We start from the raw sequence: 13119 nt of genomic DNA, 5'->3' as shown, positions 1-13119 counted from the left end.
TCTCAGATGGCCGGAGCACCGAGCCCGACACACCACATCGGGGATTTCACCGGGCAACACGTCATCGCGGAACTGGAGGGCATCGACGCCGCATTGCTGGACGACGAGGCACTGCTGCACGACATCCTGGCGACCGCGCTGGCCGAGGCCGGCGCCACGGTGCTGGAACTGACCTCCCGGCGGTTCGCGCCGCAGGGCGTCACCCTCCTCGCCCTGCTGTCCGAATCGCATGCTTCCCTGCACACCTATCCCGAGGTCGGTTCGGCCTTCGTCGACGTGTTCACCTGCGGAAGCCAGGCCAAGCCCGAGTTGGCGGTGCGCAGGCTGGTGGAAGCGCTGCGCACCCCGGTGCTGCACATGAGAACCATCCACCGCGGCAAGACCGCGAAAGAACTGACCGCGAAACGGGGAATCGAGGGAAATTTGACCACCGCCGACCATTCCGCCCGCGTCAGCGAACCGCTGGGACAAGGGCTCACCCGTGTCTGGGACCTGCGGAAGGTTCGCTGGGAAGGGGATACCGCGTTCCAGCACCTGGTGATCGCCGATACGGCGCAGGGGGTCTCGCTGTTCTGCGACAACGACCGGCAAAGCACCGAGTTCAGCCAACTCGTCTACCACGAGGCGCTGCTCGTGCCCGCGCTGCTCCTCGCCGACCAGGTACGCACGGTGCTGGTGATCGGCTCCAGCGAGGGGGTCGCCTGCCAGATCGCGGTGGCAGCGGGCGCGAACCAGGTTGATCACGTGGACATCGACCGCGACGCGGTCAAGCTGTGCGCGGAGCACCTGCCCTACGGTTATACGCCCCGGGAACTGGCCGGCGCCGAACGCGGTGACGGCCCGATCCGGGTGCACTACGGCGACGGCTGGCAGTTCGTGGCCGACGCGCGAGCGCGCCGCGACCGCTACGACATCGTGCTCGTGGACCTGCCGGACGAGCGGATCAGCGAAGACGCGCAGCACAATCGGTTGTACGGTACCGACTTTCTCCGCATGTGCCGATCCGTTCTGAACCCCGGTGGAGTCGTGGCGACGCAGGCGGGGTGCCCGACCCTGTGGCGCAACCAGACGCTGCTCACCTCCTGGCGACGGTTCACCGAGACGTTCGCGACGACCGCCTACTTCGGTTCCGACGAACACGAGTGGGCGTACCTGTTCGGCCGGGTCGACGAGGTGGCCGACTCGACCGCGCTCATGGTCGAACGGCTGGCCGGCTGCCCGTACCGCCCGGTATCGATCGACGCCGAAACGCTGGTCGGTTCCTCGGTCCCGCCCTACCACGTGCGGCACCAGCGGCCCGTCCCCTCGGACGAACGCTCTTCCTGATCGGTCCGCGGTGACCGAGAGAGGCGAACAGCCATGACGGAACAGCGAGCCGCGGGGGCGAAGACAGGCGCTTGCGAGGTGACGGCGAAGCCCCTCGTGGCGTTCACGACCTGCGCCTACCTCAAGGAACCCTACGGCCACCCGAGCATCGACTCCTTCGACGAGCTGACCGAGCTGGTCTATGCCGAGGCGGAAGGAAGTCCCGGTTTCATCGCCCGGGCCGACTACGTCGACGACAACGTGGAGGCGAGCGACTTCGATCGCGACTGGGGCGTCTGGGGACCGCTGGCCACCCCGCGTTTCTACGCCGGCGGCACCACCGCCACGACCTACAGCGCGGCACAGACGCTCTCCCTCTGGCGCGATCTGGAAAGTGTGCGGAGGTTCGTCTATTCCGGACTCCACCTGCACGCGCTGAAGAACCGCCACACCTGGTTCCGGAAGTCGAATGTGCCCACGTACGCCATCTGGTGGGTTTCCGCGGGCACGATTCCCACCTGGACGGAGGCCGGTCAGCGGATCGAACTGCTCGCCGACCTGGGGCCCACGCCGACGGCGTTCGATCTGCGCGCGGCCTTCGACGCCGAAGGCGCCCCGGTCGAACCGCGTTCCGAGCGCTTGAGCCGCAACGGCGAGGACCGGTCATGAAGCCCGGCGTCGCGGAAGCGTCGTTGTCGACGCAGCTCGACGAGTTGCCGCAACAGGAGCTCAGCCTGGGAACCGATATCGACGCCGCGCACCGCGTCCTGCTCGATCCGTGCTGCCCGCCGGCTGAGAAGAAGGCGGAGCTGCTGCGCTGGATCGAACGCTGCCAGCCCTGCTTGTTCGGCCGATTGGCGGCCAAGGGCACGGCCGCCGCAGGCAGGGGAGAAGGCGGCGGCTCGGCGAAGGGCTTGACCCTCGACATCGCGTGGCTCGACGAATCCGATCTCGCCCGCGGGGCCGACCACGTCCGGTCCACGATCCAGCGCGAACGCCGAGTCTGGAAAGACCGGGCCGAACAGGGCTTGACGAGCGCGTTCCTGATCGTGTTCAACAGCCCCCGGCTGGCACGCGCACGGCCGAGCACCCGGCTGATCGGGGTATGTCGGCGACTCGCCGAGCTCTACCTGATCGAGTTCGGGCGCATCGAACCCGACGTGGTCTACCTCGAGGCACTGCCGCTGCGGGCGGCGAACGGCGAGCTGCGCCTGTTCAAGTCGAGCGTGCAGTTGTTCTACCCGGGGGCGCACCTCATGCGGAACCACGACCGGCGCATCCCCGGTGGCCTGGTCTTCTCCATGAACGCGCCGGGGCATTACGCGCGATCACTCGTCAGCCGCGGTCTCGTCCCGAACTTCGACCAAGCGGTGAAGTTCGTTTCCCGGAACGCACTTCGCACGATCGGCAACGGTGGGATCGGCCATCCGCACAAGCTGGGCAGCAGCTGGCACCACGCTCAACCGGGCGGCACCCGGCCCGAACCGCCGCACTGCCCGCCCACCGCCGCGGCCCGGGCGGCGACGCCGGAACGCTTCTCCGCGACATACCAGATCGACGTGCTGATTCAAGCCGACGTGCTCACCGACCCCGAACCCCGCCTCGACCGGCACCGCCGCGAAGACGTCTGGCCCTCCTTGCACCTCGAGTACATCCGCGCCCAGCCCGTACCGCCGCAGGACCCGGACTACGGCTGGTTCGACGGAATGCCCGTGGACGACTGCGCCAAGCATTTCAACCCCTGGGTCCCGGTCAAGGCCGTCAACCACCCGGATTTCAACTACTGAACCGCACTCGGGAGATCGGATGCTCATCAGGGATGTCAGCGACCAGCAACTCGTTCCCGCCTACGGGATCCAGTTCCAGCAGATCTACCCGCACGCCGGTGAAGACGCCGCGGATTGGGGCGTCGGGCGGTGTGTGGTGGAACCATCGCGCCAGACGGAACCGCATTCCCACGTCGAGCACGAGATGTTCGTCATCGTGGAAGGGGCCGGAGTCATCACGATCGACGACGAGGAGCAGGAGGTCGGCCGCGGGCAGGCCGTGCTGATCCCGGCCGGCGCGCGGCACACGTTCGCCAACCGCAGCACGCATGACCGCCTGGTGTTCCTGAACGTCTACTGGCCGCCCTCGCTGGGCCCGGTCGACTTGTGATCGGCGAAGAGACGGCCCGGCCCGTCATCGTCTCGGGATCACCCCCCACACCGAACGGTGACCTGCATCTCGGGCACCTCTCCGGTCCCTACAGCGGCGCGGACATCCTGGCCCGGGGGTGCCGGTTACTCGGGCGCGAGGCGACCTACCTGATCGGTTCGGACTACCACCAGAGCTACGTGCCGGAGAAGGCGCGGCAGGCAGGCGTCGATGCCACGGCATTGGCCAAGGAGTTCGACGACGAGATACAGGGACTGTTCCGGGCGATCGGGTTCAGCAACCCGAGTTACCTGCGGCCGTACGAGTCCGATCTCTACCTGCCGATGGTGCGGGGCTTCTTTCGCGAACTCGCCGCCAACGGGCACATCGAACGGCGTGACCAACAGTTCCTGTTCTGCCCGACGTGCCCGAGATACCTGGTCGACGCGTACGTCACCGGCACCTGTCCCCACTGCGGCAACGACGACTGCGACGGGAACCTGTGCGAGGTCTGCGCCCGGCCCAACCATTGCGTGGACCTGGTCGCCCCGCGCTGCAACCACTGCGGTTCGGCGCCCGAAGTCCGTACGCACCACCGGCTGGTCTTCCCCCTGGCCCGATACGCCGACCGGCTGGCGAGCTTCCACGCGGACGCGGTACTGGCACCCCAGTTGGAGGCACTGTGCCGGGACATGCTCGAACGCGGACTGCCGGACGTCCCCATCAGCCACCCCGCGGACTGGGGCATCGCGGTGCCGGTGGAAGCCTGCGCGGACCAACGGCTCAACGTCTGGGCGGAAATGGTTCCGGGGTACTTCGCCCAGCTCGCCGAGGCGTTGCGCGCCGGAGGAAAGGATCCGCGATCCTGGCGCGAAGTCTGGAACGCCGCGGACGTCGTGCAGTTCTTCGGCTGGGACAACGGATTCTTCCACGCCTTGTTGTTCCCGGCCTTGATGATGGCCTACGACGACACGCTCCGCTTGCCGCGGGCGCTGCTGACCAACGAGTTCTACCGCCTGGACGACAGCAAGTTCTCCACCAGCCGCCGGCACGCGATCTGGGGTGGTGCGCTGCTGTCGGTGGTGCCCGCCGACAGCGTCCGGTTCGCGCTCGCCCACGACCGTCCCCAGTTCGAGGCGACCTCGTTCACCTTCCAGCGCTTCCGCGCGCTCGTCGAAGGCGAGCTCGCCGCCGTCTGGGGGAGTTGGCTGGACGATGTGTTCAACCGCCTGGCCTCCGCCCGCTCAGGGATGGTCCCCGCGTTGGCGGGCGCCACCCGGTCGCAGATCGCGTTCGTCGCCGACATCCGGAGACTCGCCGAGGACTGCCTTTCGGCGTACTCGATCGCACACTTCTCACCTCGCCAAGCGGCGCGGGGTCTCTGCGAATTGGTCTGGCGGGCCCGGGACTTCGCCGCCGGCCAGTCCCGGCAGCGGGCGCGAGGCCCCGCGGCGCCCGAAGCCGCCACCGCGCTCGCGGCGGAGGCCACCGCGGTCAAGCACCTCGCCCAGCTTTCCTATCCGATCATGCCCGAGTTCTCCCGGCGGCTGTGGGCAGCCCTCGGCTACCGCGGTGAACCGCGCTGGGACGGCGGTACCCCGGTGCCCGCGGGACAGCGGATCGCCGCACCGGGGAACCCGTTCTTCCAGGCGCTGCCGGCGGACCTGGAAACCGCGACGGTCCGCCCGTGACGACGGCGATCGTGGTGGGCGCCGGGGTCTTCGGCCTGTCCATTGCCCGCGAGTTCGCGCTCCGCGGCTGGAGCGTCCGGGTCATCGACGAACGCGGACCGGGACAGACTGGTCCCTCGGCCGCCGAGTCGCGCGTCCTGCGCTTCGCACACGGGACGGACGAGTGGTACACCGCGTCCGCGCTGCGGGCGCTCGACGGCTGGCGGGAACTGGCGGCCGAGACCGGGCGGGAATTCTTCGTCGACTGCGGGGTTCTGCTCATCGAGCCGGAGAATGCCGCCGGCACGTGGGAGTTGGACAGCCGGGCGGTGCTCGAACGACTCGGCATCCCGGTCGAGCGGCTCACCTCGCGGGAGATCGCCTCGCGTTTCCCCGCCTTCGCGCTGAACGGTGTCGGCTTCGCGGTGTACGAGCCGACCGCGGGGGTGCTCCGCGCCCGGGACGCCGTCCTGGCGCTGGCCGCGTCGGCCATCGCGGCCGGGGCCGAACTGATCCGCGGCACGGCGGTTCCGGACCGGGATCGAGTCGTGGTCGACGGTGTCCCCGGTACCGCGGACCTCATCGTCTGGGCGCCCGGGCCGAGGCTTCCCGCCCTCTTCCCCGGCATGACCTCGGCACGACGCGTCCGGCAGGACAGCTTCTACGTCGCCGCACCGGCGGCCGCCGAGCCCGGACCGGCCTGGCTAGACACCGGCCGGGGCATGTACGGCGTGCCGGCCCTGAGCAGTGCGGGCACCAAGGTCGTCCCCGATGTGGAACTGGAGCCCGACGCTCCCGGCCGCGGTGACGCGGACGTGCGCGGCTACCTGGACGCACGTTTCCCCGGGCTCCGGGACGCCCCGGTGCTGCGCCGCGAACCCTGCTTCTACACCGCCATGCCGGACGGTCATTTCCTGCTGGGGCCGCACCCCCGCATGACCCGGACATGGCTCGTCGGAGGCGACTGCGGGCACGGGTTCAAACACGGCCCGGCCTGGGGCCACTACGTCTGCGATGTCGTGGAGGGCCGTAGCGCCCCGCCCGCGCGGTTCGCGCTTCGGTGAACACGGAGTACGCGGAGCCATCGACGAGGGAAGGAGGGCCATGGAGCGAGAACCTCGCCCGACGCCACCGACCGCGGGCGCACACGGCCTGCGCCTCCGCGCCGGGCGGTTCGCACCGGGGACCGAGTTCGACATCGCGAACCGCACCTGGTCGATTCGCGGCACCGTCATCTGCACCGACCCGGTGGAGACGTGGTTGGAGTGCTATCTCGCCGCCGCGACGGAGCACATCTGGCTTGCGGTCGAAGCCCGGGACGGCGCGGACCACTGCACGCTGTGGCACCGCACCGTCGTCCCCGGCAACCGCGGTCTCGTCCCGCCGGTCCCCGCGGGAGCCGACTTCCGCGAAGTGGAGCGGGGGAGCGCGGAGTTCTCGGCCAGCGGGTCGTTCGGTCTATTCGAGATCCCGCGGTCGGGGAGCCTGGACTACCTCGAGTTCCTCGGCGCGGATGGGGTGCGGACCGCGTTCGAGCGGTTCGCGCCCGCGTTGCCGTGGCTGGTCGGCTCCGAGGCGGGTGGCCGGTGAACGGCCGCGGAAAGCAGTTCACCGCACTGGTCGTCGCTTCCTTCGGGTGGGGAAGCGCCGGGACCTTCACCAAGTACGCCTTGGACTCCTGGGGGCCGATGACCCTCATCGCGGTCGAGCTGATCGCCGCGAACATCGTGCTCTGGCTGGTACTGCTCATCCGGGGATACGGTCGCCGTCCACCGCTGGCGCGCCTCATCGTGCTGGGCGCTTTGGAACCCGGGATCTCCTATGCCTTGATCACCATCGGCCTGACCCGTACCTCGGCCGCCAATACCGCGGTGCTCACCGGCACCGAGACGTGCATGGTCGTGCTGCTGGCAGCCGTGTTCCTGAAGGAACGGATCGGGCCGCGCGCGCTGGCCGGCACCGCGCTCGCCGTGGCCGGGGTGATCTCGCTGCACGGCTTCCACGGCATCGCGGAAATCAATCTGGGCGACCTGCTCGTCCTGGCCGGTACCTTGAGCGCCGCGGTCCACGTACTGGTGACGCGGGACCTGGCCAGGGACCTCGACACCGTGACCATGACCGCGCACCAGTTCCTCGCCGGCTTGCTGCTCATCCTGCCGTTCTCCGCGTACCGCTGGAGCACCGGCGAGGAAACCATCGATTTCTCGATCCCTTGGCACTCCTGGGTCGTCGCCGTCCTGATCGGCGTCTGCGGCTACGGTGGCAGCTTCCTGCTCTACAACTACGCGCTCGCGTCGGTTCCCGCCGGGCTGTCCGCCATCATCACCAACCTCATCCCGGTGTTCGGATTGTGCACCGCGGTTCTCGTCCTCAGCGAAACCCTCGCCCTGCACGCGATCCTCGGAGCGGTCCTGGTGCTCGCTTCGATCGCGATCTTTCCCAGGGAGGACGACTTCGCGACCGCCAGCCCCGTGGACCGTCCTCCGCCGAACCGCGCGAAACACGGCGAAGGCCATGGCAGGCGCTGATCGTCTCGACACACAGGGCCTCCGGAGTCGGGATCGGCGTCCTAGCCGCCTTCACCAAAGAAGGCATGGTGAAGGCGGCCTTCCCGAGTGCTCACCGGTCAGGGCCGGGTCGCCAGCGTGGCGATCTCCCGATCCGACAGCGCCCGGTCGAACAGGCGGACGTCGTCGACCGCACCGCGCAGGTGGTCGACCTGGTCGCCGCCGTACTGCGCGCGGCCGATCACGGTCGGGCCGGACGAGGAGTCGGCGACGCAGGCGCTGCGCGTGTCCACCTTGCGGCCGTCGACGTAGAGCGACACCGTGCCCGCTTTGGCGTCCCGCACGCCGGTGAGGTGGTACCAGCGTCCCGGCTCGGGCTTGTCCGGCGACAGCGCCCGCAGGCCGATGAAGCTCATCGCCCACCGTTGGTCCTGGCCGGAGTACTGCAGGAAGAACGCGCTGTCGCGCACCGAGTCCTGGCTGACGACGGTCTGGAACGCATTGTCGGCCACGTCCAGTTTCGCCCACGCCGACGCGGTGTAGCTGCTGCCGGTGTTCACCAGCGGCGCGCCGGTGTCGGCCTGGCCGTTGCCGGAGAACGCCACCGCACCGCCTTGCACACCGGTGGTCCAGGCGGCATTGGTGAGCTTCGCGTCGGCGTCCCCGACCGCGTCGGCGGCGGTACCGCCGCCGCCCTCGTCGAACCGGTAGGCGTGCACACCGTCGAGCCCCGGCGTGCCCGGGCCGGGGTCGGGCGTGCCCGGCCCGCTGCCGTCGGCTTTGCGGATGATTTCCTCGTTGATGGCCTTGACCTGGGCGAAATCCATCTTCGCCAGGTGCCGGTCGTAGGTGAGGAAGCCGTTCACCTCGTGCTCGACATCGGTGATCTGCGTGTAGATCGCGCCGCTGATGCCGCAGCGCTGCGCGGCCGTCAGCACGTCGCGCTGGTTGGCGACGTAGGCGCGAGTAAGGGCGACCTTGTCCGGCAGCAGTTCGCCGTAGCCGTGGCCCTCGCCGAACCACATGTGCCCCTCGATCTCCAGGCCGTAACCGCCGTGCTCGCCGTCGATGGCGGTGCGGCGCGCGTCCGGCGTAGGCATGGCCGGACCGTGGTACTGGTGCCAGTCGAGCACGTCGCCCTTGCCGGAGTCACCGAGTGAGGCACAGCAGTTCACCCCGCTGTGCGCGTTCACCAGCCGGGTCGGGTCCTGCCGCTTGACGTCGTCGGCGATGCGGCCGGTGGCCTCCCGCGACCACTCGCCCCAGCCTTCGTTGAACGGCACCCAGCCGACGATCGAGGTCCAGTTCTTCTTCTGCTCCACCAGTTCGTGCAACTCGGCCTCGAACGGACCCCACGCCTCGGGCGGCGGGCGCTCGTTGCTGGTCTTCATCGATGGCATGTCCTGCCACACCATCAGGCCGAGCCGGTCGGCGTGGTAGTACCAGCGGTCCGGTTCGGTCTTGATGTGCTTGCGCACGGTGTTGAAGCCCAGCTTCTTGTGCTGCTCGAGGTCGAACGCGAGCGCGGCGTCGGTCGGTGCGGTGTAGATGCCGTCCGGCCAGTACCCCTGGTCCAAAGTGGACATCAGAAAGGTGATCTTACCGTTGAGCGTCAGCCGCAGTTTGCCGTCGGCGCCCTTCGCCTGGCCGATCTCGCGCATGCCGAAGTAGGAGCTGATCCGGTCCACCGGGAAGAGACCGTCGCGCAGCACGACTTCGAGGTCGTACAGGTGCGGCGAGTCCGGCGACCACAGCTTGGCGTGCGGCACCGGCACCGTGATCGGCCGGTTGACCGGCCCGCGGGTCCGGCTGACCACCCGGTCGCCGTCCCGGACGACGACCTCGGCGGTGAGCGGTCGGTCGCCCGCGGCCCGCACGGTCAGGCCGAGCGTGGACGTGTCGACATCGGGCACCATGCCCAGCTCGGTGACATGGCCGCGCGACACCGGCTCCATCCACACCGTTTGCCAGATTCCCGACGCGCCCTCGTAGAAGATGCCCCGGTCGGGAACCCGGCGCTGCTTGCCGACCGGTTGCCAGGTGGCGTCGGTGCGGTCGGTGACGCCGACGACGATTTCCTGCTGCCCCAGCGGCGTCAGCGCGTCGGTGATGTCAGCGGAGAACGCGCCGTAGCCACCGGAGTGCTCGGCGACCTTGCGCCCGTTGACGTAGACCACCGCCGAGTGGTCGACGGCGCCGAAGTTCAGCTTGATCCGCGGTGCCACGCCGAACCGCCAGCGCAGGGGAACGGTCACCATGCGGCGATACCACATGTGGTCGGAGTGCCGGCCGACACCGGACAGGGCCGACTCGGCCGGATAGGGCACGAGGATCCGCTCCGGCAACGTGCGGCCGAAGGGCGGGGCCTCTCCCGCGGTGGCCCCGGCGAACTCCCACAGGCCGTTGAGGTTGCGCCATTCCTTGCGCACCAGTTGCGGGCGGGGGTATTCGGGCAACGCGTTGTCCGGGGAGACCTGGTGGGTCCACGGGGTCGGCAGCCGTGGCTCCTTCGGCGCCCACTCGGCGGCGCTCGCCGACGCCGGGACGCCGGTCACGAGCAGCAGCAACGCGATCGCCACCGAGACCACGGCGAGCAGGGGGCGGAGGTTTTCGCGCCGGGATCTTCGCAGTCGGGACGGTCGACCTCTTGACATCGTTGTCAACACCTCTCGGAGGGCGGCAGCGACGTTCTCGGTCGCTGACGCGGAGGAGTGCGGCCGCCCGGCACGCTGGGCGGCCGCCGATCAGTGTTTATTTCACGCAGGAAGTCAACATTTGTCAACGTACCCCACCACAAGTACTCAGATTGCAACAAGTCGATCGATCCAACTCGGCCGGCTCCTCGCCCAGGACATCGTTACCGCTCAAGCACTTCCGGGTTGAGCGGGGTGCGGGGACGTTCGCCTGCGATACCGGCGAAGAGGTTCTCCACCGCGAGCAGGCCCATGGCGACGCGGGTGCCCACGGTGGCGCTGCCGAGGTGCGGCAGCAGCGTGACGGAGTCCAGATCGAGCAGCGCCGCTTCGACCTGAGGCTCGCGCTCGTAGACGTCCAGGCCCGCGGCGAAGATCTCGCCCGCGTGCAGCGCCTCCGCCAGTGCGGCCTCGTCGACGATGGGGCCGCGTGCGGTGTTGACCAGCACCGCGGTGTGCTTCATCTTGCGGAAGGTCCCGGCGTTGAACAGGTGGCGGGTCTCCGGGGTGAGCGGTGCGTGCACGGACACCACGTCGGACTGGGCGAGCAGGTCGTCCAGCGACAGGTACTCCGCGCCCAGTCGCTGCTCCGCCTCGGCGGGCAGGCGGACAGCGTCGGAGTAGACGATGCGCATGCCGAACCCGGTGGCGCGGCGGGCGGCGGCCTGGCCGATGCGGCCGCAGCCCACGATGCCGAATGTCTTGCCGTACAGGTCGTGGCCGAGCATCATCCGCGGATCCCAGACCCACGGGGTGCGGGCGCGCAGGAAGCGGTCGCCCTCGGCGACGCGGCGGATGCTCGCGAGCACCAGTGCCCAGGCCAGGTCGGCGGTGGCTTCGGTGAGCACATCGGGGGTGTTGGTGACGAGCACTCCGCGGCGGGTGCACTCAGGCACGTCGATGTTGTCGAAGCCGACGGCGTGGTTTGCCACGATCTTCAGGCGCGGACCGGCGGCGTCGAGCAGTTCGGCGTCGACCTTCTCGGTGAGCAGGGTGAGCAGGCCGTCCTTGTCCTTGGCGCGGCGCAGCAGGTCATCGCGGGGCATCGCCTCCGGGGAGCGCTCCCAGAGGTCGAGTTCGCAGCGTCCCTCCAGCGCCCGCATCGCCTCGGGGACCAGCTCGCGGGTGAGCAGAACCTGGGGCAGATCAGCCACGGGATACCTCGCTCACCAGCGTCTCGAACGCCGACAGAGCAGCGCGGATGTTCTCGGTGGAGTTGGCGTAGGAGAACCGGAGATAGCCCTCTCCGTACTCGCCGAAGGCGGTGCCCGGCAGTGCGGCCACACCCGCCCGCTCCAGCAGCAGGTCGGACACCTTCTGTGCGGGCAGTCCCAGCTCGGTGATGTTGGCGAAGGAGTAGAACGCCCCGCCCGGCCGCAGCGCGGAGACGCCGGGGACAGCGTTGAGTCCGTCGGTGATGACTTCGCTGCGCTCGGCGAAGGTGGCCCGCATGCGCTCCACCTCGTCCCAAGGACCCTCCAGTGCGGCGATGGCGGCATGCTGGCTGAACGCCGACGTGCAGGACACCGAGTTGATCACCAGCCTGCTGATGGGTTCGACCAGCGCCTCCGGGAAGACGCCGAAGCCCAGCCGCCAGCCGGTCATGGCGAAGGTCTTGGACCACCCGTCCAGCAAGATCGTCCGCTCCGCCATGCCGGGCACGTCCAGCACGCTCTCGTGCACGCCGTCGTACCGCAACGCCCAGTACACCTCGTCGGAGAGCACGGTCAGATCGCGCTCGATGGCCAGTTCGGCGATGGCTTGCACCTGGTCCTTGGTCAGCGCGGAGCCGCACGGGTTGTGTGGCGAGTTGAGGATCAGCAGCTTCGTCCGATCCGTCACCAGGGAGGCCAGTTCGTCGGGGTCGACGGTGAAGCCGTTGGCTTCCCGCAGCGGGATGGGCACCGCGGTGGCGCCCGCGAACCGCGCGATCGATCCGTACATGGGGAAGCCGGGATCGGGGTAGATCACCTCGTCGCCCTCCTCGCACAGCGCGAGAATGGTGAAGAACATGATGGGTTTCGCGCCGGGTGTGATGACGACCTGGCCCGGCGAGGTGGTCATCCGGCCGGTCCGGCCCAGAAATCCCGCGATCGACTCACGTAACTCCGGAATGCCGGGAGCGGGAACGTAATGCGTGTGGCCTTTGCTCACCGCCTCCTGGGCGGCGGCCACGATATGGGCTGGGGTATCGAAATCCGGCTCGCCGATCTCCAGATGGATGATCTTCCTTCCGGTCTTCTCCAAGGCCTTCGCCTTGGCCAAAACCTCGAAGGCGGATTCGGTTCCGAGACGTCGCATTCGACTGGCAAGCTGCACTGCGCTCCCTTTCAGCTCCACGGCGGGTCAAAGTTTCGCCAAACTGACGGAATTGCCCAACCCACTGAACGGGTGACCTCTTTAACACTTTAACGTCGCACCCATATGACTGCTTTATGCCCCGGTCCGCGTCGCAGGCCCCGGGATGCCGCGCAGAAAGCCTTCGGGCCGCCGCTGCAACAGCACCGCTGAGGTCCGTGGTGTCGCAGGTCGGGAGTGGAGCGATCTACCGCATGGCCGCGCCCGGAGCGAAGGGGTCCCTGACTTCGGGTCCTATCCGCACTCCAGATCTTGTGCGCCCAGCCGAGGTGCTTGACCGCGCCGTGGCCGTACCTCTCCGCGCACTGCTCGGGGCTGGCATCGATATCGCCAAGCGTGGCCGGAGGCGTGCGGGCGGGCGGCCATGGTCACCGCTTCCGGAAAGGTCCCTCGTGTTCCGGATGGGGGCGGCGAAACACGAGGGACTGCTCCCCACTTCTTCAGCTCGTG

Annotated in this window: 11 protein-coding genes; 8 read left to right on the top strand and 3 right to left on the bottom strand. The window is 68.9% G+C overall.

Annotated elements, in window-relative coordinates:
* Positions 1 to 6: 6 nt before the first annotated feature.
* The 8 genes from speD to FXO23_RS17075 all read left to right on the top strand — a co-directional run bounded on the left by speD (position 7) and on the right by FXO23_RS17075 (position 7639).
* Entirely contained in the window at positions 7 to 1326 is a 1320-nt protein-coding gene (speD, locus tag FXO23_RS17110; protein WP_158885964.1) for an adenosylmethionine decarboxylase, read from the top strand.
* A gap of 78 nt (positions 1327 to 1404) precedes the next feature.
* Positions 1405 to 1974, top strand: coding sequence for a DUF3291 domain-containing protein (locus tag FXO23_RS17105; RefSeq protein WP_158885962.1), 570 nt, complete (start codon positions 1405 to 1407; stop codon positions 1972 to 1974).
* Entirely contained in the window at positions 1971 to 3092 is a 1122-nt protein-coding gene (locus tag FXO23_RS17100; RefSeq protein ID WP_158885960.1) for a hypothetical protein, read from the top strand. The genes FXO23_RS17105 and FXO23_RS17100 overlap by 4 nt, the downstream gene beginning before the upstream one ends.
* 19 nt (positions 3093 to 3111) lie before the next feature.
* The gene (locus FXO23_RS17095) at positions 3112 to 3462 is read left to right on the top strand and encodes a cupin domain-containing protein (protein ID WP_158885958.1); all 351 of its coding nucleotides are present in this window, start codon (positions 3112 to 3114) and stop codon (positions 3460 to 3462) included.
* Positions 3459 to 5132 carry a methionine--tRNA ligase gene (locus FXO23_RS17090; protein WP_158885956.1) on the top strand — a complete coding sequence of 558 codons (1674 nt, stop codon included), beginning with the start codon at positions 3459 to 3461 and terminating at the stop codon, positions 5130 to 5132. The genes FXO23_RS17095 and FXO23_RS17090 overlap by 4 nt, the downstream gene beginning before the upstream one ends.
* The gene (locus tag FXO23_RS17085) at positions 5129 to 6175 is read left to right on the top strand and encodes an FAD-dependent oxidoreductase (protein WP_158885954.1); all 1047 of its coding nucleotides are present in this window, start codon (positions 5129 to 5131) and stop codon (positions 6173 to 6175) included. Before FXO23_RS17090 ends, FXO23_RS17085 begins: the two co-directional genes overlap by 4 nt.
* A gap of 40 nt (positions 6176 to 6215) precedes the next feature.
* A complete protein-coding gene (locus FXO23_RS17080) occupies positions 6216 to 6701 on the top strand; it encodes a DUF4178 domain-containing protein (protein WP_158885952.1) in 486 nt (161 codons plus the stop codon).
* Complete coding sequence (locus FXO23_RS17075; RefSeq protein WP_158885950.1) at positions 6698 to 7639, top strand: DMT family transporter; 942 nt, start codon at positions 6698 to 6700, stop codon at positions 7637 to 7639. Before FXO23_RS17080 ends, FXO23_RS17075 begins: the two co-directional genes overlap by 4 nt.
* A 98-nt stretch (positions 7640 to 7737) precedes the next feature.
* On the opposite strand, the gene FXO23_RS17070 is transcribed toward FXO23_RS17075, so the two are convergent.
* The 3 genes from FXO23_RS17070 to FXO23_RS17060 all read right to left on the bottom strand — a co-directional run bounded on the left by FXO23_RS17070 (position 7738) and on the right by FXO23_RS17060 (position 12612).
* Positions 7738 to 10272, bottom strand: a complete 2535-nt coding sequence (locus FXO23_RS17070) for a LamG-like jellyroll fold domain-containing protein (protein WP_158885948.1) — start codon at positions 10270 to 10272, stop codon at positions 7738 to 7740.
* A gap of 203 nt (positions 10273 to 10475) precedes the next feature.
* On the bottom strand, positions 10476 to 11456 hold the full coding sequence (locus FXO23_RS17065; RefSeq protein WP_158886085.1) for a 2-hydroxyacid dehydrogenase: 981 nt from the start codon (positions 11454 to 11456) through the stop codon (positions 10476 to 10478).
* A gap of 1 nt (position 11457) precedes the next feature.
* Entirely contained in the window at positions 11458 to 12612 is a 1155-nt protein-coding gene (locus tag FXO23_RS17060) for a pyridoxal phosphate-dependent aminotransferase (RefSeq protein WP_158885946.1), read from the bottom strand.
* Positions 12613 to 13119: the final 507 nt, after the last annotated feature.

The sequence above is a fragment of the Amycolatopsis anabasis genome, from assembly GCF_009765355.1.
Classification (GTDB): domain Bacteria; phylum Actinomycetota; class Actinomycetes; order Mycobacteriales; family Pseudonocardiaceae; genus Amycolatopsis; species Amycolatopsis anabasis.
Note: the sequence above shows the minus strand (reverse complement) of the source record. Positions and strands in the feature narration are given on the sequence as shown.